Raw genomic sequence first — 21,216 nt, 5'->3', positions numbered from 1 at the left:
TGTCGAGTGAAACGAGGCTGCGATCTTTTGATCTTGATCTTGAAACAGATCAAAAGATCGCAGCGTGCCGCAGCTCCTACAGGTATTGCGGTGGGCAGTTACTGCGCGGTCGCTTTCAGACCTGTGAGCAGCAAGCGCTGGAACAGGTCTTCCTTCAGGCCTTCCGGATGGGTCAGTTGCATCCGCTCAAGATGCTCCGGGAACGTTGAGGCCTCCGGCGCATCCAGCGCTGCCTTGCCCAATTCCAGAATTTCGGTCAGCTTGAACTTGCTCTTCAGCCAGTTCAGCGCGCGCAGCAGATCCCGCTCGATCGCGGTGAAATCACAACCCAGCGGATACTCCGGAAACAGGTTCGGGTGCCGCGCGGCAATCGCCTGCAAGAGTTGCGGTGTGTTGTCGGCAAACCGTGGATCGATGCGGAAATCCTTCGGCAGCTTGCCGACGTTCTGCGCCTGTTCGATGAGCCCTGGCTGAAAACGTGAGTCGCTGATGTTGAGCAGCGCTTCGATTACCGCTGCGTCGGATTTACCACGCAGGTCGGCGATGCCGTATTCGGTGACGACGATGTCGCGCAGATGCCGCGGAATCGTGCAGTGACCGTATTCCCAGACGATGTTGGAACTGACCTCGCCGGCGGACTCGCGCCAGCTGCGCAGAATCAGAATCGACCGCGCATTGTGCAACGCGTGTCCCTGCGCCACGAAGTTGTACTGCCCGCCGACCCCGCTGAGCACCCGTCCGTCTTCCAATTGATCCGCGACACCCGCACCCAGCAACGTCATGTTGAACACGGTGTTGATGAAGCGCGCATCAAGACGCTGCAGACGTTTGAGTTCTTCCTGCCCATACAGCTCGTTGATGTAGCTGATGCGGGTCATGTTGAATTCAAGCAACCTGCTTTGCGGCAACTCGCGCAGCCGTTCATAGAAGCTGCGCGGGCCGAGGAAGAAACCGCCGTGCACGCAGATACCGTCAGGCTGTGCAGCTTCGTCGAGGGTGCCGGCGTTGGCCTGTTCCTGGGTCGGCACATCTGGATAGACCTTGCGCCGAATGATCCCGGCATCTGCCAGCACCAGCAGACCGTTGACGAACATCTCGCTGCAACCGTAAAGGCCTTTGGCAAATGGCGCGGTGCCGCCCTCGCGCTGGATCAATTGCGCCCATTGGCTGAGGTTGATGTCATCGAGCAACGCCTGATAGCCGGCGTTATCGGCCTGACGGGCAAGCAGCGCTGCGGTCAACGCATCCCCCATCGAGCCGATACCAATCTGCAGCGTTCCGCCGTCGCGCACCAACGTACTGGCGTGCAAGCCAATGAAATGATCCTGGAACCCCACCGGCATGTTCGGCGTGGAAAACAGCGTGCTGCTGTCCTTCTCGTCGATCAGCAGGTCAAAGGTGTCGATGTCGACTTCAGCATCGCCGGGCATGTACGGCAAATCCGTATGTACCTGGCCGACCAGCACAATGGTCTCGCCTGCCTCGCGGCGCTTGGCGATCATCGGCAACAGGTCGAGAGTGATGTCCGGGTTGCAACTCAGGCTCAGCCGATCGGGATGTTCGCTGTTGCTGGCCAGCAGTTGCGCCACCAGATTCAGGCCCGCTGCGTTGATGTCGCGGGCGGCATGGCTGTAATTGCTGCTGACGTAATCCTGCTGCGCCGGCGCGCTGTTGAGCAGACTGCCGGGCTGCATGAAGAACTGTTGGATACGGATGTTGGCGGGCAGGCTGTCGCGCTGCAGATCGGCGAGGAAATCGAACTCCGGATAATCACCGAACACCCGCTCGACAAAGGGCTCGATAAAGCGCTTCTGCAACCCGTCGCCAAGACTCGGCCGACCGAGGCACAGCGCGGTGTAGATCGTCAGCTGCCGCTCAGGCAGATCCTTGATGCGCCGGTACAGCGCGTTGACGAAGTGATTCGGCTTGCCCAGCCCCAGCGGCAGGCCCATGTGGATGTGCGCCGGCAAGCGCACCAGTACGTCGTCCACCGCCTGTTCGATCGAACACAACTGCACCATCTGAAGCCTCCCGCCCGTTCCGTTGATAGGGGTAGACCGAGATTGACGGGGAATTACTTCCGAGGGAAGGCGATTAAAAAGAAAAAACCGCTAAATTTTTCGATAGGCCGAAGCTGAGGCTAGGTTGCGAATACCTACAAAAAATATTTAGCAATAACAATGAATTGTCCGTGCCCTATGAATCGCCTCACAAACTTTTTGGTATTTTTCCTACATCGCCCCGAATTTAATCACGCACTACTACAGGACGCGTCTGAATTGAAGTTATTTCCGTCCTCGCTAGGATTCATAACGTAACACGTCAAAAACTTATGCCATCAAGGCAAACACTAATTCACGTCAAGGCTCAACTATGGAAATCGACTTCTTAGCACTCCGTCGTGCCCGAGCACGCGTTTTAAACTCAACGACGCCCATCTCAACTCTGGCAATTCAAGCGTTCAGTAACTTGAGCGCTGCAAGCAGCGGTTCGCGACCGTGTACCAGCTGCTGCTCACAGTGTTGGCAAGGATGCTGCTACGCGACCTATATGTAAATAAAATTGGGCGGCACTCGAACCGAGTGGCCGCCCTGACTTGCCAAGGATAAAACATTGAAAAATCCTAAAGATTTTTTAAGTGGAACAACGCCACTTAAACGCGACTACACTACTGACTGCCCGGTCTGGCCCTACCTCTCTTATTACATTTTCCATGTCGAAGAACAATTTCCAACATCATGTGAAAACGACGAAACATTGAAATCCACTATTATCAATGGCTTTGTAACCAACCTTGCAGCCAGACTTACTAACGCCGCCAACAATGTCTTAGTAACGGAAAAAATAATATTTGAAAAAACCACCTACAGCAAAATGGAGACTTCCGCATATTTCAAATTGATTAGTGAAAACAAAAACTACCTCCTGGACATCATTAGCGCCTACCCCGAACTGGATCGAGTTCTGACCAAACTTTCAAAAAATTTTATTGAATTCACGGCACAGTTAATCCTCGCCCTCATCGAAGACAGACAAGATATCAACGAAAAATTTAATATACCGACCGGCTCCAAACTTTCCTCCGTTGAGGTTTCATCCAGCGAAACTCACAATGGATCTAGAACCGTTTGCATACTTTCTTTTGATTCTATCAAGATAGTTTATAAACCGAGAAATTTGGAACTTGAAGCTGAAGCATCTGATTTACTGCTGCATTTGAGCCACGCTGCTGGAGATGGTTACGAAAACTGGAAATTGCCAAGGTATCTTGTAAAAAAAGAACACGGTTGGTCAGAGCATACACCTCAAACGCAGGCAGAAAGCGAAGCCGAAGTTTCTTCTTATTTTAAAAGAGCTGGATTTCTTTTAGGTTACTGCACCACCTTTATGGCCGCCGATATTACCTCTGACAATTTGATTGCACACGGCCCAAGCCCTATTCCAATCGATCTCGAAACTATTTTCTACAGCACTCTTAATATTGAAACCATTCCAAAAGAAGTACGCTGGAATGTCACCCAAACAAGCATACTTCCAAACTGGACGTGGAAAGGCACCGACGGCATAGGTGTAGACCTGAGTGCGTTAGGTGGACTATCGGAGCAATATGTCAGCTTAAATCTGTATCAACATCTGGAAGACGAGAGTGGACAGAGCCAGTTTGGCATGGACGGAGTGAAAATATTTCCAAACCAAAACGTTTTGTATATCGATGGAAAAGCGGCGCAGCCGTGGCACTACGAAAAAGAAATAATTGAAGGCCTGAACAAATTATTCTCCATTGTGAATAGTAATCAGGCTTCAATCATCGAAATTATTGGTTCTCTCCGAGGAAGAAGAAATAGGTATATTCCGAGGCCGACCGCCACATATCACTACGCTATCCAATGCTCCTTGCATGCGACTTTAATGCGATGCACTAAAAAACGTAGAGCCTTCCTAGAGAACATTCTCAATAACGACACCGCCCCTGCCATAGGCTTTCTCAAGGCAGAGATCGCCGCTTGCTTGGATTTAGACGTACCTTTTGCTCAAGGACAAACTGGGGCCCTTGAATTCTTTGAACCAAGATACGATGGCAATGGGCACCTGGATAGCAATGATTATATAAACGGAATCGATAACAGCCTCCAATACGTCCAAACCATGAGCAAAAATAGAATCGCATTTGAAGAAAAACTGACTGCGAATACTTTATTAGCAATGAAAAATATGTATGAACGTGGTGATAAGCTGACGGACCACACATTCAGACAATACGACGACCTGAACGACCCTCGGTATTCAAACGTAGATGAGATCATTAACAAACTCAGGTCATCATCAGAGATCAATGCGAAGTTGATCAATGAGATGTTAGGCAGTGAAATTTCCAGCAATGGACTTTGGTTGGGATTTCATTCATCACCTGGCGGTTACATGGAGTTCTCAGAGTTAGGGGACGATTTCTACTACGGACTGTCCGGCATTCTCTACGGCTGCGTGGTCGCTACTAGCCGCAGCAGCGCTATAGATAAAAAGCTGGTAAGCCAACTGCTAAATACTTGTTACAGCAGAGTAATCCAAAAACTTTCGAATAAAGGTACGCATTTAGGTGGTTTTCACTTCGGCTTATCCTCTGCAATTATTCCGCTATTGATAAGCCTAGACTATTTTGATGATGAAAGGGAACACGAACTACTACAACTCTACAAGAGATATGTTGAAGAGGTACTCATTGAGCCTTGGTGGCAAAAATACTTTTGGGGCTCGGACTTTCTGTCAGGTATGTTCGGAACCTTAAACGTACTGACTCATCTCTTCAGCCTCACGAAAGACAAATGCTTTTCTGATTTAGCGAAATCCTTATACGATAAATTAAAAACAGAACTCACGCCTATAGCCGGCCGCAAACTAGCGACATTTGATAATGCAGTCACTACTAGAAGCGATGCTCTATTGAGCGGATTGTCCCATGGCATTATGGGGTGCGCATATTCGTTATTTTATTTCAACGATCTGATCGCAAAGGACGACTCAGTCAAGAATTTATTCTTAGGATTTCTATCTTGGGAGCTCGACCAATATGATGGAACGATTGAAAACTGGCATGACTATAGAAAACGTTCAGCATCAAGTGCGGGCGAGTTCTCATGGAGCCATGGCTTACCAGGAAACTTCTTGGCAATAGATTATTTCGCTAGAAAGGGAGTGAAGCTGGCAACAGAGTTCTTGGAGAAACATCCGTCTAAAACTGCATTTTCTTACTACGATCTAGAAAAAAGAAAGCGCCCTATTAACGACTCTTTATGTCATGGCGCTTTTGGGATTCTTAATATAATTAAAAAGCTTTCACCAGATTCGCTAAGTAACCCTAAGATATTTCTATGGTCAAACATCATCAACCTCAGTGAGCAAAGCAGTCGAAACCTTAGAACAAAGACTGCAGATCCTTTGGGTTTGTGGATTGGACGAGTGGGATCGCTAATCGGCTCAATTGGGCTAATCGAGCGTGACTATGAATTTCCATTCCTCCCCCACCAAATGGAATTTCTAGAATCATGAAGAATAATCTAAAACTCTGCTGCTTTGGTGTAGGCATTGCGATTCTTACAAGCGCATCACCCTATTTGATAGGCAATTCAATCAATCTGTACTTGGCAAGTGACAGTTTATATTTATACGCGCTCGCGGGCGCTTCGTTCTCCCTCATCGCCACGCCCCCATTAAAGCTGGCAGCCAACATCTATCTACAAAAAACGGCGTCCAAAACAAGATTTATTCTGAAGAAAGCAATCCTGAATCATTTGCTTGGCGAAAGCTTCGGGCATACGCAAAAACCAGGCGAGCGGATCGAACTCATCGATGGCGACGTTGATGGCTCGATATATTTATATCACTCAATTTATCTGGATGTATCGCTGAACTGCAGCATCATTATCGCTGCGCTCTTGGTGACTGCCCACTATCATCCACTTCTGGCACTCGCACCACTTGCCGGCCTCGTTTATGCTATTGCAGCATATATTCTAAATCGAAAAAATAGCAACTCACTGTTTGCTGAGTACGTTCAAGAAAACACCGTAACAATAGGCGCCATCTGTGAACTTTTACTTAATGCAAAGCCATACACCAACAGGATCAAGATCGATATAAAAAATATCGAGCGCCTCGCTTTTCGCTCAAGCCTCAAAGCCACAACATTCGAATCAATGTCAGGTACATGTTATCCGATAGCGATAGTGGTTTTATTATTGCTATCGGCCCATCTGCTAAGCGTTGGCGAAGCGACTATAGGCTCAATTTTTGCCTCAGCCATCTATCTTGAACGCGTGCTGAGCCCCACCATGTCACTGATAGCCATCTACTACTCAAGCAGAGAGGCCTCTTACAGACGTAGTCGAATTCGTAGCTACGGACTACGGCACGAGGGGCAGTGAACTATGTTTATGTGCCTGAGAAAAAACCTGACCGTTTTTTTGCTGTCCGTCATTTGCTTGGCCGTAGCAGCTGTATGTCAATTGTTAATACCATCAGTCGTCGCAAAGAGCCTAGCGGCTCTTACTACTGGCGCCATTAACTTTGAGTTTTATTTCACTCTTATCGCTATTTTTCTAACCAAGCTATCAACCCAAGCTCTGGGCAACTCCTTGTCAACGCTCATGGAAGCAAGATCCCGTTTTCTACTTATCAACTTCATTGTGCATGATAAACGCCCCTCTTCATTATGTTCTCGGGTGACTATGATAAAAGAAGACGCGGAAAAAATTGCTTCCGTCATTCATGATGCAATCCATCTCATAGGCTCTTGCATTTTGACGGTTTCCGCAGCCTATATTCTGCTCCGGGAAAACGTCTATTTCTTCCTGCCCATCGCTTCAATCATTGTGTTGACGTGCGTGCAGTTGAGATTTGCCAAGCCTGTAATTCAGCGGCTATATGCAGCGGAAATGTCGAAGGAGGATTTTTACAAGGAGTCGCTTATCAGCGCTTTCAACGCTTCCAGCGATGGCAAGCAAAGTAAAATGCAAATCATTAGAAGCTATGGATATTTGAAGGACACGGTAAGAGCACGCTACAAGTACCTGAAAGCAAGCGCCATACAGTCCTTCTGGCCGGAAATGGCTATCTCGGCAGGTACGATTTCAGTCATATTCTTCAGCGCCGCTGCCACGCCGGAATTATTTGGCGAGCGTCTTATTGCCTGTCTCGGTTATATCGGAATTTTTACCATGGCCAGCACGGGTTCGATAAGACTCGGCATCACGATGATTGGCGTGAAGGTATCCGTTGATAGGATCTTGAGAGGGCATCGATATGAATGATCTGTTTATCCAGCAAATACGCCTGAAGCCAGACGTGACGGTGGGTGACCGGCTGCAAAACCTCTTCCCCCTTGAACTGCGCAACTCGATAACGGTTTTTATTGGCGAAAATGGTGCTGGGAAATCCACATTACTTGAAGCTATTGCTATCAAGGCAGGCTGCAATCCAGAAGGCGGTGGGAAGAATTTCAATTTCTCGACTGAGAACACTCATTCAAAACTGTACGAAAGCCTGACGCTCTCAAAAGGCTACCGAAGGGAGAAGGACGTTTTTTTCTACAGGGCAGAAACCTTCTACAACTTGAATACTGCAATTCGCAAGCTTGATGCAGAGGCGAGCTTTGATCCCGAAATAAAGACCTATTACGGCGGCGTGGATATGCATTGCCTGTCGCACGGTGAAGCCATGGAGGCGTTGTTTCAACATCGATTCAAAGCCCAAGGTCTGTATGTGCTCGACGAGCCGGAAGCATCGTTATCCCCGTTGAGGCAATTGGTTTTTATCAACCGGATAATGGAGCTGTCGCGCGGCGGCGCGCAGTTCATCATCGCTACTCACTCTCCCCTCATCATGTCGATCCCGGGATGTGATCTTAGGCAGATATCAGGAGGGCGCTGCGAGCAAATAGCGCCTGAAGATACCGATGCTTACGCCGTGTACAAAGCGGTGCTCAATTCTGCCGGCGCCTACATCACGAAAAAACATGCAGTGAGATTGCAGGCGCAAAAAAACCGTCCGAAGACGGTTTTTTCAAAGCCGGCGCTGATTACAGACCGGACATCTCTTTGATCGCGCCCTTGAGCTCTTCATCGGAGCAATCGGCGCAGGTGCCTTTCGGCGGCATGGCGTTGATGCCGGTGATGGCCTTGGCGAGGATGCCGTCCAGACCACCCTGATGATCGGCGCGCTCTTTCCAGGCGGCCTTGTCGCCGATTTTCGGCGCGCCGAGCAGGCCCGTGCCGTGGCAAGCGTTGCAATGCTTGGCGATCACGTCTTTAGGTGCCTTCGCACCTCCGCCACCGCCAGCGGTCGCAGCAACTTCCATACCCTTGCATTCCTGCCCTTGAACACACACCTGGCCGACGGGCTCGAGGCGCTTGGCGATGTCGTCATTCGTCGCAGCTTGAGCGCTGACAGCCCAGAGGGCCAGTACGGTTGCTGGTGCAGCCAGCATTTTCATAATTAGGTTCACGCGTTCACCCTCAATGGTGGCTATTCACGCCTGCGGCCACGGTTCGCAGGCGGGCGCAAGTATAGCGGCTAGGCCGCTTTACTGAAACAACCCCATGGTTAGAGGGGTCTTGTTGCGCATCGGTAACTCGGTTCGGGCGCCTTCGCCGCCATGGCCTGGCACCTCTTGCTTAGAAATTCGCTGGCGTGGCTGCGCTGATTAGTCGCGCCGGCACGTCGAACGGATTACGGAAACGATGCGGCTTGGTACTTTCAAAATAGTAGCTGTCGCCAGCTTCGAGAATAAAAGTTTCCAGCCCCACGACTAGCTCCAGGCGACCCTCCACCAGAATCCCGGTTTCCTCTCCTTCATGGGTGAGCATTTCTTCGCCGGTGTCGGCGCCCGGCGGGTAGATTTCGTTGAGGAAGGCGATGGCGCGGCTGGGGTGTGCGCGGCCGACCAGTTTCATGGTCACGGCGCCGTCGGAGATGTCGATCAGCTCATTGGCCTTGTAAACAATCTGGGTCGGTTGGTCCTGCAGGATCTCTTCGGAAAAGAACTCGACCATGGACATGGGAATGCCGCCGAGCACCTTTCTCAGCGAACTGATCGAAGGGCTGACGCTGTTCTTTTCGATCATCGAAATGGTGCTGTTGGTGACGCCCGCGCGTTTGGCGAGTTCACGCTGGGAAAGCCCTTTGAGCTTGCGGATCGATTGCAGTCGTTCACCGACGTCCAAGGCGCGAGCCTCCTGATGTTGTAAGAATATTGAGCGTTATCATGGCGACAGCGTTCAGTATTTACAACACTTGGCCCCCGTAGCGGCGTCAACCCTCGGAATAGAGCCTTGGCACACGTTTCAGATTGCAGAAGATCTGATACGGAATGGTCTCGGCCCACTTCGCCACGTCGCTGGCGAGGACATTTTTACCCCACAGCTCGACAGTAGAACCGAAGCCGGCTTCCGGCACGTCGGTCAGGTCGATGCAAAGCATGTCCATCGACACGCGACCCAGCAGGCGGCTGCGTTTTCCGGCGACCAGCACCGGCGTGCCGGTCGGCGCCTGACGCGGGTAGCCGTCGGCGTAGCCCAGGGCGACCACGCCGATGCGCATCGGTTTGTCGGTGATGAACCTGGCGCCATAGCCGATCGGTTCACCGGCCGGCAATTCACGCACGCTGATGACTTTCGATTCGAGGGTCATCACCGGTTGCAGGCGTTCAGCCACGGCGTTGGCTTCTTCGAACGGCGTCGCGCCGTAGAGCATGATGCCCGGGCGTACCCAGTCGCTTTTGATTTCGGGCCAACCGAGCACGGCGGGTGAGTTGCGCAGACTGACTTCCGCCGCCAGGCCCTGACGTGCCGCTTCGAACACCGCCACCTGCTCGGCGCTGCTTTGCGCGTGCAGTTCATCGGCGCGGGCGAAGTGGCTCATTAAAACGATCTTGGCCACTTTGCCGCTGGCCAACAGGCGCTGATAGGCCGATGGATAATCTTTCGGGTGCAAGCCGACTCGGTGCATACCGGAATCGAGCTTGAGCCACACCGTAATCGGCTTGCTCAGTGCCGCCTGCTCGATTGCTTCGAGCTGCCACAGCGAATGCACCACGCACCAGAAATCATGCTCGACGATCAACGCCAGCTCGTCTGCTTCGAAGAAGCCTTCCAGCAGCAGTACCGGCGCACGAATCCCGGCAGCGCGCAGCTCCAGTGCTTCTTCGATGCAGGCCACGGCGAAACCATCCGCTTCAGCCTCCAGTGCCTGGGCGCAACGCACCGCGCCATGGCCGTAGGCGTCCGCCTTGATCACCGCAAGCGCCTTGGCGCCGGTGACCTCACGGGCAATTCGGTAGTTGTGACGCAGGGCTTGAAGATCGATCAGGGCACGGGCAGGACGCATGGCGGCAGACTTCTGGGCGGTCATGGAAAGAAAAACCGGCGCTGACTGACGGCGTAAACCGCCAACAGCGCCGGGAGAGGGATCTTTGAAACGTTATGGCAGTGCGGCGACGATGGAGATCTCCACCAGAATGCTCGGCTTGGCCATCTTCGCTTCGACGGTGGCGCGGGCGGGCGCGGCGCCTTTCGGCAGCCACTGGTCCCACACTGCGTTCATGCCGGCAAAGTGGGCGTCGATGTCGTTCAGGTAGATCGTCGCCGACAACAGATGCTGCTTGTCCGTCCCGGCCAGATCGAGCAGGCGCTCGATATTGGCGAGCACGTCGCGGGTCTGCTGTTCAATTCCGGCGTCGAAGTCGTCGCCGACCTGCCCGGCCAGATACACGGTGCCGTTGTGGCTGACGATCTGACTCATGCGCTCATTGGTGAGCTGGCGCTGGATTGACATGTTTTGCGGACTCCTGGGTCTGGTTGCCGTAACGGGAAATATCGAGGCCTTCGGCGCTGATCTGCGGCTTTTTCTTCGCCATCAGGTCCGCGAGCAAACGGCCGGAACCGCAGGCCATGGTCCAGCCGAGCGTACCGTGACCGGTGTTGAGGAACAGATTCCTGAACGGCGTGGCGCCAACGATCGGCGTGCCGTCCGGCGTGGTCGGACGCAGGCCGGTCCAGAAACTCGCCTCGGCCAGATTGCCGCCCTGAGGATAAAGGTCGTTGACGATCATCTCCAGGGTTTCGCGCCGACGCGGGTTCAGCGACAGGTCGAAACCGGCGATCTCGGCCATACCACCGACGCGGATGCGGTTGTCGAAACGGGTGATCGCGACTTTGTAGGTCTCATCGAGAATGGTTGAAGTCGGCGCCATCGCCGGATCGGTGATCGGCACGGTGAGCGAGTAGCCCTTGAGCGGATACACCGGAGCCTTGATGCCCAGCGGCTTGAGCAGTTGCGGCGAGTAGCTGCCGAGTGCCAGCACGTAGCGGTCGGCGGTTTCCAGCTTGCCGTCGATCCACACGCCGTTGATGCGATCACCGGCGTAGTCGAGCTTCTGGATGTCCTGGCCGAAACGGAATTCCACGCCGAGCTTGCGCGCCATTTCGGCGAGACGGGTGGTGAAGATCTGGCAATCGCCGGTCTGGTCGTTGGGCAGACGCAACGCGCCGGCGAGAATGTCGGTGACGCCTGCCAGAGCCGGTTCGACGCGGGCGATGCCGGCGCGGTCGAGGACTTCAAACGGCACGCCGGATTCTTTCAGCACAGCAATGTCCTTGGCGGCGTTATCCAGCTGCGCCTGAGTCCGGAACAATTGCGTAGTACCGAGGCTGCGGCCTTCGTAGGCGATGCCGGTTTCGGCGCGCAGTTCGTCGAGGCAATCGCGGCTGTACTCGGACAGACGCACCATGCGCTCCTTGTTCACCGCGTAACGGCTGGCGGTACAGTTGCGCAGCATTTGCGCCATCCACAGGTATTGATCGATGTCGGCGGTGGCCTTGATCGCCAATGGCGCGTGGCGCTGCAGCAGCCACTTGATCGCCTTGAGCGGCACGCCCGGCGCAGCCCACGGCGAGGCATAGCCCGGCGAGACCTGACCGGCGTTGGCGAAACTGGTTTCCATGGCCGCAGCAGGCTGCCGATCGACCACCACTACCTCAAACCCGGCGCGGGCCAGATAGTAAGCACTGGTGGTACCGATGACGCCGCTACCCAAGACCATGACGCGCATTTTCAATCCCTCATCGCGGCTTCTCGCCGAACTGTTTGTTAGAGCAATGATGGGCGCAGTGTAAAAAAGAAATGCCAGTGCTTTTCACTATATAAGCGCCTATATTTGGCGACAATTCTCGGCAAAAACCCTTTTCACGGAGGCGCATCCCCTATGCGTACCAACACTCAGACCAAACGAGAGCTGGACAAGATCGACCGCAACATCCTGCGCATCCTGCAGGCGGACGGGCGGATTTCCTTTACCGAACTTGGGGAAAAGGTCGGCCTCTCGACCACGCCTTGCACCGAGCGCGTGCGGCGTCTGGAGCGCGAAGGGATCATCATGGGCTACAACGCCCGGCTCAATCCGCAGCATTTGAAGGGTAGCCTGCTGGTGTTCGTCGAGATCAGCCTTGATTACAAATCCGGCGACACGTTTGAAGAGTTCCGCCGCGCGGTGCTGAAGCTGCCGCATGTGCTGGAGTGTCATTTGGTCTCAGGGGATTTCGACTATCTGGTGAAAGCGCGGATTTCCGAGATGGCCTCCTACCGCAAACTGCTCGGCGACATTCTGTTGAAGCTGCCGCATGTGCGCGAATCGAAGAGTTACATCGTCATGGAAGAGGTGAAAGAGAGCCTGTGCCTGCCGATTCCGGACTGACATTTGAAGATCAAAAGATCGCAGCCTTCGGCAGCTCCTACATTGGAATGCGGTCCTGTAGGAGCTGCCGAAGGCTGCGATCTTTTAAACTAATACCTGCCGATTCGCCGCCATGTACTCGAATATCTGCTTCTCCACCCGCGGATGAATCAACTCCAGCGGCCGCCGCTCGTTCGGGCATGGCAGCGTCTTGGTGGTGCCAAACAAGCGGCAGATCAGCGGCCGCTCTTCATACACCGTGCAACCGTTCGGACCCAGGTGCACACAGTTGAGTTCCTCTAAGGCCGCATCCTGCTCGGCGCGGGTCTTGCGCGGCAGCCGGGCCATTTCCTCGGGCGAAGTGGTCACCGGCCCGCAGCAGTCGTGGCAGCCCGGCACGCATTCGAACGTCGGGATCTGCTGACGCAGGGCGCGGATTTTCTGGCTGTTGCAGCTCATCGAAACGGTGACCGAAGTGGCGGGCTGATGATTGTGCCGCAAAAGCTGGAATCCAGACACCGCAGGCCGACCGATGTTGCCCACGTTCGGGCGTGCGGCTTATGCTCCGTCAAATTTTCTCGACACTCAGCCGTTGGATGATGCCCATGACCGCCCGCGCTCAGAACACCGCGAGCCAACCCCACGTTGCCTCTTATTACGCCGCCAGCAGCTTGCCGCAGCCCGACCATCCTATGCTGCAAGGCGAGGTGGCGGCTGATGTCTGCGTGGTCGGCGGCGGCTTTTCCGGGTTGAACACGGCACTGGAACTGGCCGAGCGCGGCCTCAGCGTAGTGTTGCTGGAAGCGCACAGGATCGGCTGGGGCGCCAGCGGTCGCAACGGCGGGCAGTTGATTCGCGGCGTCGGTCACGGCCTCGATCAGTTCGCCAATGTCATCGGGGCCGACGGCGTGCGCGAGATGAAGCTCATGGGCCTGGAAGCTGTGGAAATCGTCCGCCAGCGCGTCGAGCGTTTCGGCATTGCCTGCGACCTGACCTGGGGCTATTGCGACCTTGCCAACAAAGCTTCCGATCTTGAGGGTTTTGCCGAAGACGCCGAAGAACTGCGCGGCCTCGGTTATCGCTACGAAACCCGCCTGTTACAAGCCAACGAAATGCACACAGTGGTCGGCTCCAAGCGCTACGTGGGCGGCTTGATCGACATGGGCTCCGGGCATCTGCACCCACTGAATCTGGCGTTGGGCGAAGCGGCCGCTGCGCAGCAACTGGGCGTGCAGTTGTTCGAGCGATCGGCGGTGACGCGCATCGATTACGGCCCCGAAGTGAAAGTGCACACGGCGCGGGGCTCGGTGCGGGCGAAGACTCTGGTGCTGGGCTGCAATGCTTATCTCAACGACTTGAATCCGCAACTGAGCGGCAAGGTTCTGCCCGCCGGCAGCTACATCATCGCCACCGAACCGCTCAGCGAAGAGCAGGCGCACGACCTGCTGCCGCAGAACATGGCGGTCTGCGACCAGCGGGTAGCGCTGGATTACTACCGGCTCTCGGCGGATCGACGCTTGCTGTTTGGCGGCGCCTGCCATTATTCAGGGCGCGACCCGAAAGACATCGGCGCCTATATGCAGCCGAAAATGCTCGAAGTGTTCCCACAATTGACCGGGGTGAAGATCGATTTTCAATGGGGCGGGATGATCGGCATCGGCGCCAACCGCTTGCCGCAAATCGGCCGACTCACTGACCAGCCGAACGTGTATTACGCTCAGGCTTATTCCGGTCACGGGGTGAATGCCACACACCTGGCCGGCAAGCTGCTGGCCGAGGCGATCAGCGGGCAGCACAGCGGCGGCTTTGATCTGTTCGCCAAGGTGCCGCACATCACCTTCCCCGGCGGCAAGCATTTGCGCTCGCCGTTGTTGGCGTTGGGGATGTTGTGGCACCGGCTGAAAGAGTTGGTCTGAGAGTATTTCGGCGGCCCTTGATCCGCTTTCGCGAGCAGGCTCGCTCCCACAGTAAACGCGTTTATGCAGGCAGAACGCGGTCACTGTGGGAGCGAGCCTGCCCGCGATGAGGCCCGCAAGAACAATAAAGATCTTATATCCGCCAGAACGGCTTCAATCCCTCCTCCCTTGCCTGCTCCCGTGTCAGCCCGACATCCTTGAGCTGCTCCGGCGTCAAACCGAGCAACGCCTTGCGCGTGTGCAGACGATGCCAGAACAGACCCCAGCGACTGAGGCCGGACGGCGCGTTACGCAGCAGATTGCGCGCGCTGTCATTCTGCCCTGCCGCCAGTTCCTGACTGTGTAACGTCAGCCGCACATCGCTCAAGCCGTTCATTTTCATTGCTCCTGTTTACTTGGGTAGCCAGAGATTCCATGATGCGCGGGCGGCAAAAACCATTACAGACTCAACGAACCTGTATTAACTCCATACAGATTTGCCGATTCGCTGACTGAATGATTGTTTTTTGCCGCATCTGTACTGGTTTCCACCAACCTGCATCGAGGCCATCATGACTCTGTATGTAAACCTCGCCGAATTGCTCGGCACCCGCATCGAACAAGGCTTCTATCGCCCCGGCGATCGCTTGCCCTCGGTGCGCGCCTTGAGCGTCGAACACGGCGTCAGTCTGAGCACGGTGCAGCAGGCTTATCGAGTGCTTGAAGACAGCGGTCTGGCCACGCCAAAACCCAAGTCCGGCTATTTTGTGCCGGTCGGCCGCGAGTTGCCGGAATTGCCCGCAATTGGCCGCCCGGCGCAGCGGCCGGTGGAGATTTCGCAATGGGACCAAGTGCTGGAATTGATCCGCGCCGTACCGCGCAAGGACGTCGTGCAGTTGGGCCGCGGCATGCCCGATGTCGGCTCACCTACCATGAAGCCGTTGCTGCGCGGCCTGGCGCGGATCAGTCGGCGGCAGGACATGCCAGGTCTGTATTACGACAACATCCACGGCAACCTCGAACTGCGCGAACAGATCGCACGCTTGATGCTTGATTCCGGCTGCCAATTGAGCGCCAGCGAGCTGGTCATCACCACTGGCTGCCACGAAGCGCTGTCCACCAGCATCCACGCGATCTGCGAGCCGGGCGACATCGTCGCGGTGGACTCGCCGAGCTTCCACGGCGCCATGCAGACTCTCAAAGGTCTGGGCATGAAAGCCCTGGAAATCCCCACCGATCCGCTCACCGGCATCAGCCTCGACGCCTTGGAACTGGCCCTGGAACAATGGCCGATCAAAGCCATTCAGCTCACGCCCAACTGCAACAATCCCCTCGGTTACGTCATGCCCGAATCGCGCAAACGCGCGCTGTTGACGCTGGCGCAGCGGTTCGACGTGGCGATCATCGAAGACGATGTGTATGGCGAACTGGCCTACACCTACCCGCGCCCGCGCACGATCAAATCCTTCGACGAAGACGGCCGCGTGTTGCTCTGCAGCTCGTTCTCCAAGACCCTGGCGCCGGGGCTGCGCATCGGTTGGGTGGCGCCCGGCCGATATCTCGAGCGGGTGCTGCACATGAAATACATCAGCACCGGATCCACCGCGCCGCAGCCGCAGATCGCGATTGCCGAATTCATCAAGGCCGGCCATTTCGAGCCGCACCTGCGGCGCATGCGCATGCAGTACCAGCGCAACCGTGACGCGATGATCGACTGGGTGACCCGCTACTTTCCCGCCGGCACCCGCGCCAGTCGCCCGCAGGGCAGCTTCATGCTCTGGGTGGAGCTGCCGGAAGGTTTCGACACCCTGAAACTGAATCGCGCGCTGCACGATCAGGGCGTACAGATTGCCGTCGGCAGCATCTTTTCCGCCTCGGGCAAATACCGCAATTGTCTGCGGATGAACTACGCTGCCAAACCAACAGCGCAGATCGAAGAAGCGGTGCGCAAGGTCGGCGCCGCGGCAATCAGATTACTCGCTGAGACCGACTGACCTTTTTCGCCAGCCCGGCGTCCAAAATGCCGACCTCAACCGCCAACCGGAACGATCCTACGTGAGCTTCAGACAGCCCCTATTCGCTTTACTGATACTCGCCTCGTTCCTCAGCGGTTGCGCCAGCCTTGATGTGCCGCGCGAGCCGAGCCAAGCCTTGCCAGCGGCGCAATCCAGTTTCGGCCGCTCGATCCAGGCGCAGGCCGCGCCCTACAAAGGGCAATCAGGGTTTCGTCTGTTGTCCGACAGCGGCGAGGCTTTTACCGCCAGGGCCGAGCTGATTCGCCATGCCCAGGTCAGCCTCGATTTGCAGTACTACATCGTCCACGACGGCATCAGCACGCGGATGCTGGTGGAGGAAGTGCTCAAGGCTGCCGACCGTGGCGTGCGCGTGCGCATCCTGCTCGACGACACCACCAGCGACGGCCTCGACCAGATCATCGCCACCCTGGCGGCGCATCCGCAGATCCAGATTCGTTTGTTCAATCCGTTGCACCTGGGGCGCAGCACCGGCGTCACGCGTGCGGCGGGGCGATTGTTCAATCTGTCCGTGCAGCACCGGCGCATGCACAACAAGTTGTGGCTGGCGGACAACAGCGCGGCCATCGTCGGCGGGCGCAATCTGGGCGACGAGTATTTCGACGCCGAACCCAACCTGAATTTCACCGACATCGACATGCTTAGCATCGGCCCGGTGGCCGAGCAGCTCGGGCACAGTTTCGATCAGTACTGGAACAGTGCGCTGAGCAAGCCGATCGACGAATTCCTCTCCAGCCAGCCGACCGCCGCCGACCTGCAAAACACGCGCACGCGCCTGGAGGAGTCGCTGGAAGAAACCCGCAAGCAGAACCACGCGCTGTATCAGCAGTTGATGAAGTTCACCACCGACCCGCGCATGGACATCTGGCGCAAAGAGCTGATCTGGGCGTGGAACCAGGCGTTGTGGGATGCGCCGAGCAAGGTCCTGTCCAAGGGCGAACCTGATCCGCACCTGCTGCTGACCACGCAACTGGCGCCGGAGCTGACCGGTGTCAGCAAAGAGCTGATCATGATTTCCGCGTATTTCGTGCCGGGTCAGCCGGGGCTGGTCTACCTGACCGGGCGCGCCGATGCCGGAGTCTCCGTGAGTCTGCTGACCAATTCGCTGGAGGCCACCGACGTGCCGGCGGTGCATGGTGGTTACGCGCCCTATCGCAAAGCGTTGCTTGAACACGGGGTGAAACTCTATGAATTGCGGCGCCAGCCTGGGGATAACTACGGCAGCGGTCCGCGAGTGTTTTACAGCCGCTCGTATCGTGGCTCGGATTCCAGCCTGCACAGCAAGGCGATGATCTTCGATCGGCGCAAATCGTTTATCGGCTCGTTCAATTTCGACCCGCGCTCGGTGTTGTGGAACACCGAAGTCGGCGTCCTGGTCGACAGTCCGGAACTGGCCGAGCACGTCCGCGCACTGGCGCTGCAAGGCATGGCGCCGACCCTGAGTTATCAGGCGAAGCTTGAGGACGGCAAGGTTGTCTGGATCACCGAAGACAACGGCCAGATGCACACCCTGACCAAGGAACCGGGGAGCTGGTGGCGGCGCTTCAACTCATGGTTCAGCACCAGCGTCGGCCTGGAGCGGATGTTGTAAGTCCGTCTGTTGGAGATCCCTTGTGGGAGCGAGCCTGCTCGCGGAAACGGTTTCAATCCAGCAAATGAGCTCACTTATGCACCGCTTTCGCGAGCAGGCTCGCTCCCACAGGAGTCCGCTCAAGCAGCTTCTGCCGTTGTGCCAAAAGCGCCCTGGCGCAACAACAGGATAACCAACCCAAACGCCCCCGCCGCCATCAACAGCGGCAGTGCATGCCCATTGATCCACTGACTACCTGCCCCCGCCGCCAAAGGCCCGACCAGACAACCGACACCCCACAACTGCGCGATATGCGCATTGGCGCGCACCAGCGCATCGTCGCGGTAACGCTCGCCAATCAGGATCAGCGACAAGGTAAACAAGCCCCCGGCACTGGCGCCGAACAGCACCCACAGCGGCCAGATCAGCAGCGTGTCGAGCAACATTGGAATGGCCAGGCTCGACAGCATCAACACCACCGCGCAACCGGCGAACAGCGTGCGCCGCGACAGGTAATCGGCCAACGCGCCGATCGGCAATTGCAGCAGCGCATCGCCGACCACCACGGTGCTGACCATGGCCAGCGCGATTTCGGCGGTGAACCCCTGTTGCAGGCAGTACACCGGCAGCAACGTCAGGATCATCGCCTCGAACGCGGCAAACAACGACACCGCCCAGGCAATCGCCGGCAGCTCGCGAGCGAAGCCCCACAGATCGCCAAACGTCACGCTATTGGCCTCACTGCTCGGCGCGCCACTGCGACCCAACAGCAGAAAGGGCGAAACCGTCAGCAGACCGACCCCGACCCAAAAACCGTAATCGTGCTCGGTGCCCAGCGCGCCTAGCAGCAATGGACCAGACAGTTGGCTCAGCGCATAGCTGCTGCCATACAGCGCCACCAGACGCCCGCGCCACTGCTCGACCACCAGTTGATTGATCCAGCTCTCGCCGAGAATGAACACGATGGTCAGGATCACCCCGATCAGTAGCCGCAGCAGCAGCCAGATCGGATAACTCGGCAACAGCGCGAGCAGGCCGATCGACAGTGCCCCGGCCCACAGGCACAGCCGCATCAGGTTCGCCGTGCCGAAATACGCGGCGAGATGGCTGGAAATCTTCGCCCCCAGCAGCACGCCGATCGCTGGCATCGCCGCCATCACACCGATGGCGAACGAGCCATAGCCCCAGCCCTCCAGTCGCAACGACACCAGCGGCATGCTGACCCCCAGGGCCAGGCCGACACTCAAGACAGACGCCAACACGGCGAAATACGTCGCCCACCGCATGTTCCACGCTCCTGTGGATATTTTTATGTGCACCACAAAACCAGTGTGGGAGCGAGCCTGCACGCGAAAGCGGTTTCACACTCAGCACAGGGGCTGACTGATACACCGCCTCCGCGAGCAGACTTGCTCCCACAGGGGATCTCTGTATGGTCGGGAGCCTGATCTACTCAGGCCCCTTATGCATTACAGCTTGATCCACGTCGCCTTCAGCTCGGTGTACTTGTCGAAGGCGTGCAGCGATTTGTCGCGACCGTTACCCGACTGCTTGAAGCCACCGAACGGCGCAGTCATGTCGCCGCCGTCGTACTGGTTGACCCACACGCTACCGGCGCGCAAGGCCTTGGCGGTGAGGTGTGCCTTGGAGATGTCTTGGGTCCACACCGCTGCGGCCAGGCCGTATGGCGTGTCGTTGGCGATCTGGATGGCTTCTTCGGCGCTGTCGAAAGCGATGACCGACAACACCGGGCCGAAGATCTCTTCCTGGGCGATCTTCATCGCATTGCTCACGCCGTCGAAAATGGTCGGCTCAACGTAAGTGCCACCGGTTTCCTGGAGGATGCGCTTGCCGCCGGCGACCAGTTTGGCGCCATCGCTATGACCGGATTCGATATACGACAGCACGGTGTTCATCTGCTGTGTGTCGACCAGTGCGCCGACGTTGGTCGCCGGGTCCAACGGGTTGCCCGGCTTCCAGGTTTTCAACGCCTCGATCACCATCGGCAGGAATTTGTCCTTGATCGAGCGCTCGACCAGCAGCCGCGAACCGGCGGTGCAGACTTCGCCCTGGTTGAAGGCGATGGCGCTGGCGGCGGATTCGGCAGCGGCCTGCAGGTCCGGCGCATCGGCGAAGACGATATTCGGGCTCTTGCCGCCCGCTTCCAGCCAGACGCGTTTCATGTTCGATTCGCCGGCGTAGACCATCAGTTGCTTGGCGATCTTCGTCGAACCGGTGAACACCAGCGTGTCGACGTCATTGTGCAGACCCAACGCTTTGCCGACGGTATGGCCATAGCCCGGCAGCACGTTGAGCACGCCTTTCGGAATACCGGCCTCAACGGCCAGCGCAGCGATGCGGATGGCAGTCAGCGGCGATTTTTCCGACGGCTTGAGGATCACCGAGTTACCCGTCGACAGCGCCGGGCCGAGTTTCCAGCAAGCCATCATCAGCGGAAAGTTCCACGGTACGATGGCGCCGACCACGCCCACCGGCTCACGGGTCACCAGACCCAATTGATCATGTGGGGTCGCGGCGACTTCATCGTAGATCTTGTCGATCGCTTCACCGCTCCAGCTCAGCGCCTGCGCCGCGCCCGGCACGTCGATGTACAGCGAATCGCTGATCGGCTTGCCCATGTCGAGGGTTTCCAGCAGCGCCAGTTCTTCGGCGTGCTGTTTAAGCAGGCTGGCGAAGCGGATCATGGTGGCTTTGCGTTTGGTTGGCGCCAGGCGCGACCAGACGCCGGAATTGAAAGTAGCGCGAGCGTTTTCCACGGCACGGTCAGCATCGGCGGCGTCACAGCTGGCGATCTTGCCGAGCAGGCGGCCATCGACCGGGCTGATGCATTCGAAGGTTTCGCCGGAGACGGCGGCGGTGTATTCGCCGTTCAGGAAGGCGCGGCCTTCGATTTGCAGATCGCGGGCGCGTTGTTCCCAGTCGGCACGAGTCAGGGTGGTCATTCGGGTGTCCTCCTCTTATTGAATACGAGCACCG

Annotated in this window: 18 protein-coding genes; 8 read left to right on the top strand and 10 right to left on the bottom strand. The window is 56.6% G+C overall.

Translation table 11 applies throughout. The annotated features are described in order from the left end of the window. Positions 1 to 98: 98 nt before the first annotated feature. Positions 99 to 2,021, bottom strand: a complete 1,923-nt coding sequence (locus GXB78_RS27335; protein ID WP_329517755.1) for an acetyl-CoA hydrolase/transferase C-terminal domain-containing protein — start codon at positions 2,019 to 2,021, stop codon at positions 99 to 101. Positions 2,022 to 2,613: 592 nt separating this feature from the next. On the opposite strand from GXB78_RS27335, the gene lanM reads away from it, so the two are divergent. The 4 genes from lanM to GXB78_RS27315 are packed head-to-tail and all read left to right on the top strand — an operon-like array spanning position 2,614 to position 8,094. Further along, positions 2,614 to 5,544 carry a type 2 lanthipeptide synthetase LanM gene (lanM, locus tag GXB78_RS27330; RefSeq protein ID WP_329517754.1) on the top strand — a complete coding sequence of 977 codons (2,931 nt, stop codon included), beginning with the start codon at positions 2,614 to 2,616 and terminating at the stop codon, positions 5,542 to 5,544. Continuing rightward, positions 5,541 to 6,419, top strand: a complete 879-nt coding sequence (locus tag GXB78_RS27325; RefSeq protein ID WP_329517753.1) for an ABC transporter transmembrane domain-containing protein — start codon at positions 5,541 to 5,543, stop codon at positions 6,417 to 6,419. The genes lanM and GXB78_RS27325 overlap by 4 nt, the downstream gene beginning before the upstream one ends. A gap of 3 nt (positions 6,420 to 6,422) precedes the next feature. Beyond that, positions 6,423 to 7,304: an ABC transporter ATP-binding protein gene (locus GXB78_RS27320; RefSeq protein WP_329517752.1), complete on the top strand. Its 882-nt coding sequence runs from the start codon at positions 6,423 to 6,425 to the stop codon at positions 7,302 to 7,304. Next, the gene (locus GXB78_RS27315) at positions 7,297 to 8,094 is read left to right on the top strand and encodes an AAA family ATPase (RefSeq protein ID WP_329517751.1); all 798 of its coding nucleotides are present in this window, start codon (positions 7,297 to 7,299) and stop codon (positions 8,092 to 8,094) included. Before GXB78_RS27320 ends, GXB78_RS27315 begins: the two co-directional genes overlap by 8 nt. On the opposite strand, the gene GXB78_RS27310 is transcribed toward GXB78_RS27315, so the two are convergent. The 5 genes from GXB78_RS27310 to dadA all read right to left on the bottom strand — a co-directional run bounded on the left by GXB78_RS27310 (position 8,072) and on the right by dadA (position 12,100). Continuing rightward, the gene (locus GXB78_RS27310; RefSeq protein WP_039757383.1) at positions 8,072 to 8,485 is read right to left on the bottom strand and encodes a c-type cytochrome; all 414 of its coding nucleotides are present in this window, start codon (positions 8,483 to 8,485) and stop codon (positions 8,072 to 8,074) included. The two genes, GXB78_RS27315 and GXB78_RS27310, sit on opposite strands and share 23 nt — an antisense overlap. Before the next feature lie 181 nt (positions 8,486 to 8,666). Then, entirely contained in the window at positions 8,667 to 9,215 is a 549-nt protein-coding gene (locus GXB78_RS27305; protein WP_016772566.1) for a cupin domain-containing protein, read from the bottom strand. A gap of 88 nt (positions 9,216 to 9,303) precedes the next feature. Then, positions 9,304 to 10,377 carry an alanine racemase gene (alr, locus tag GXB78_RS27300; protein ID WP_329517750.1) on the bottom strand — a complete coding sequence of 358 codons (1,074 nt, stop codon included), beginning with the start codon at positions 10,375 to 10,377 and terminating at the stop codon, positions 9,304 to 9,306. Positions 10,378 to 10,470: 93 nt separating this feature from the next. After that, positions 10,471 to 10,824, bottom strand: a complete 354-nt coding sequence (locus GXB78_RS27295; protein ID WP_329517749.1) for a RidA family protein — start codon at positions 10,822 to 10,824, stop codon at positions 10,471 to 10,473. Next, on the bottom strand, positions 10,796 to 12,100 hold the full coding sequence (gene dadA, locus GXB78_RS27290; protein WP_329517748.1) for a D-amino acid dehydrogenase: 1,305 nt from the start codon (positions 12,098 to 12,100) through the stop codon (positions 10,796 to 10,798). Before dadA ends, GXB78_RS27295 begins: the two co-directional genes overlap by 29 nt. Before the next feature lie 153 nt (positions 12,101 to 12,253). Here dadA and GXB78_RS27285 point away from each other — a divergent pair, with 153 nt between their 5' ends. After that, positions 12,254 to 12,742: an Lrp/AsnC ligand binding domain-containing protein gene (locus GXB78_RS27285; RefSeq protein ID WP_010465173.1), complete on the top strand. Its 489-nt coding sequence runs from the start codon at positions 12,254 to 12,256 to the stop codon at positions 12,740 to 12,742. Positions 12,743 to 12,826: 84 nt separating this feature from the next. Here the strand turns inward: GXB78_RS27285 and GXB78_RS27280 are convergent, their stop codons facing one another. Further along, complete coding sequence (locus GXB78_RS27280; RefSeq protein ID WP_329517770.1) at positions 12,827 to 13,180, bottom strand: YkgJ family cysteine cluster protein; 354 nt, start codon at positions 13,178 to 13,180, stop codon at positions 12,827 to 12,829. Between the two features lie 146 nt (positions 13,181 to 13,326). Between GXB78_RS27280 and GXB78_RS27275 the strand changes: the two genes are divergently transcribed. Then, positions 13,327 to 14,637 (top strand): NAD(P)/FAD-dependent oxidoreductase, encoded by a 1,311-nt coding sequence (locus tag GXB78_RS27275; RefSeq protein WP_329517747.1) that lies wholly within the window; start codon positions 13,327 to 13,329, stop codon positions 14,635 to 14,637. Between the two features lie 133 nt (positions 14,638 to 14,770). Here GXB78_RS27275 and GXB78_RS27270 read toward each other — a convergent pair whose 3' ends face one another. After that, complete coding sequence (locus GXB78_RS27270) at positions 14,771 to 15,013, bottom strand: DUF1127 domain-containing protein (RefSeq protein ID WP_329517746.1); 243 nt, start codon at positions 15,011 to 15,013, stop codon at positions 14,771 to 14,773. A gap of 175 nt (positions 15,014 to 15,188) precedes the next feature. Here GXB78_RS27270 and GXB78_RS27265 point away from each other — a divergent pair, with 175 nt between their 5' ends. Together GXB78_RS27265 and GXB78_RS27260 are read left to right on the top strand one after the other, a co-directional pair. Beyond that, positions 15,189 to 16,610 (top strand): aminotransferase-like domain-containing protein, encoded by a 1,422-nt coding sequence (locus GXB78_RS27265; protein ID WP_329517745.1) that lies wholly within the window; start codon positions 15,189 to 15,191, stop codon positions 16,608 to 16,610. 61 nt (positions 16,611 to 16,671) lie between these two features. Then, positions 16,672 to 18,240 (top strand): phospholipase D family protein, encoded by a 1,569-nt coding sequence (locus GXB78_RS27260; protein ID WP_329517744.1) that lies wholly within the window; start codon positions 16,672 to 16,674, stop codon positions 18,238 to 18,240. Positions 18,241 to 18,359: 119 nt separating this feature from the next. Here the strand turns inward: GXB78_RS27260 and GXB78_RS27255 are convergent, their stop codons facing one another. Both GXB78_RS27255 and GXB78_RS27250 read right to left on the bottom strand, forming a co-directional pair. Then, complete coding sequence (locus GXB78_RS27255) at positions 18,360 to 19,505, bottom strand: MFS transporter (RefSeq protein ID WP_329517743.1); 1,146 nt, start codon at positions 19,503 to 19,505, stop codon at positions 18,360 to 18,362. 183 nt (positions 19,506 to 19,688) lie between these two features. Then, positions 19,689 to 21,182, bottom strand: coding sequence for an aldehyde dehydrogenase (locus tag GXB78_RS27250; protein ID WP_329517742.1), 1,494 nt, complete (start codon positions 21,180 to 21,182; stop codon positions 19,689 to 19,691). Positions 21,183 to 21,216: the final 34 nt, after the last annotated feature.

Source organism: Pseudomonas moraviensis subsp. stanleyae (assembly GCF_036283065.1).
GTDB classification, from domain to species: Bacteria; Pseudomonadota; Gammaproteobacteria; order Pseudomonadales; family Pseudomonadaceae; genus Aquipseudomonas; species Aquipseudomonas stanleyae.
This window is presented reverse-complemented; position numbering and strand designations above follow the sequence as displayed.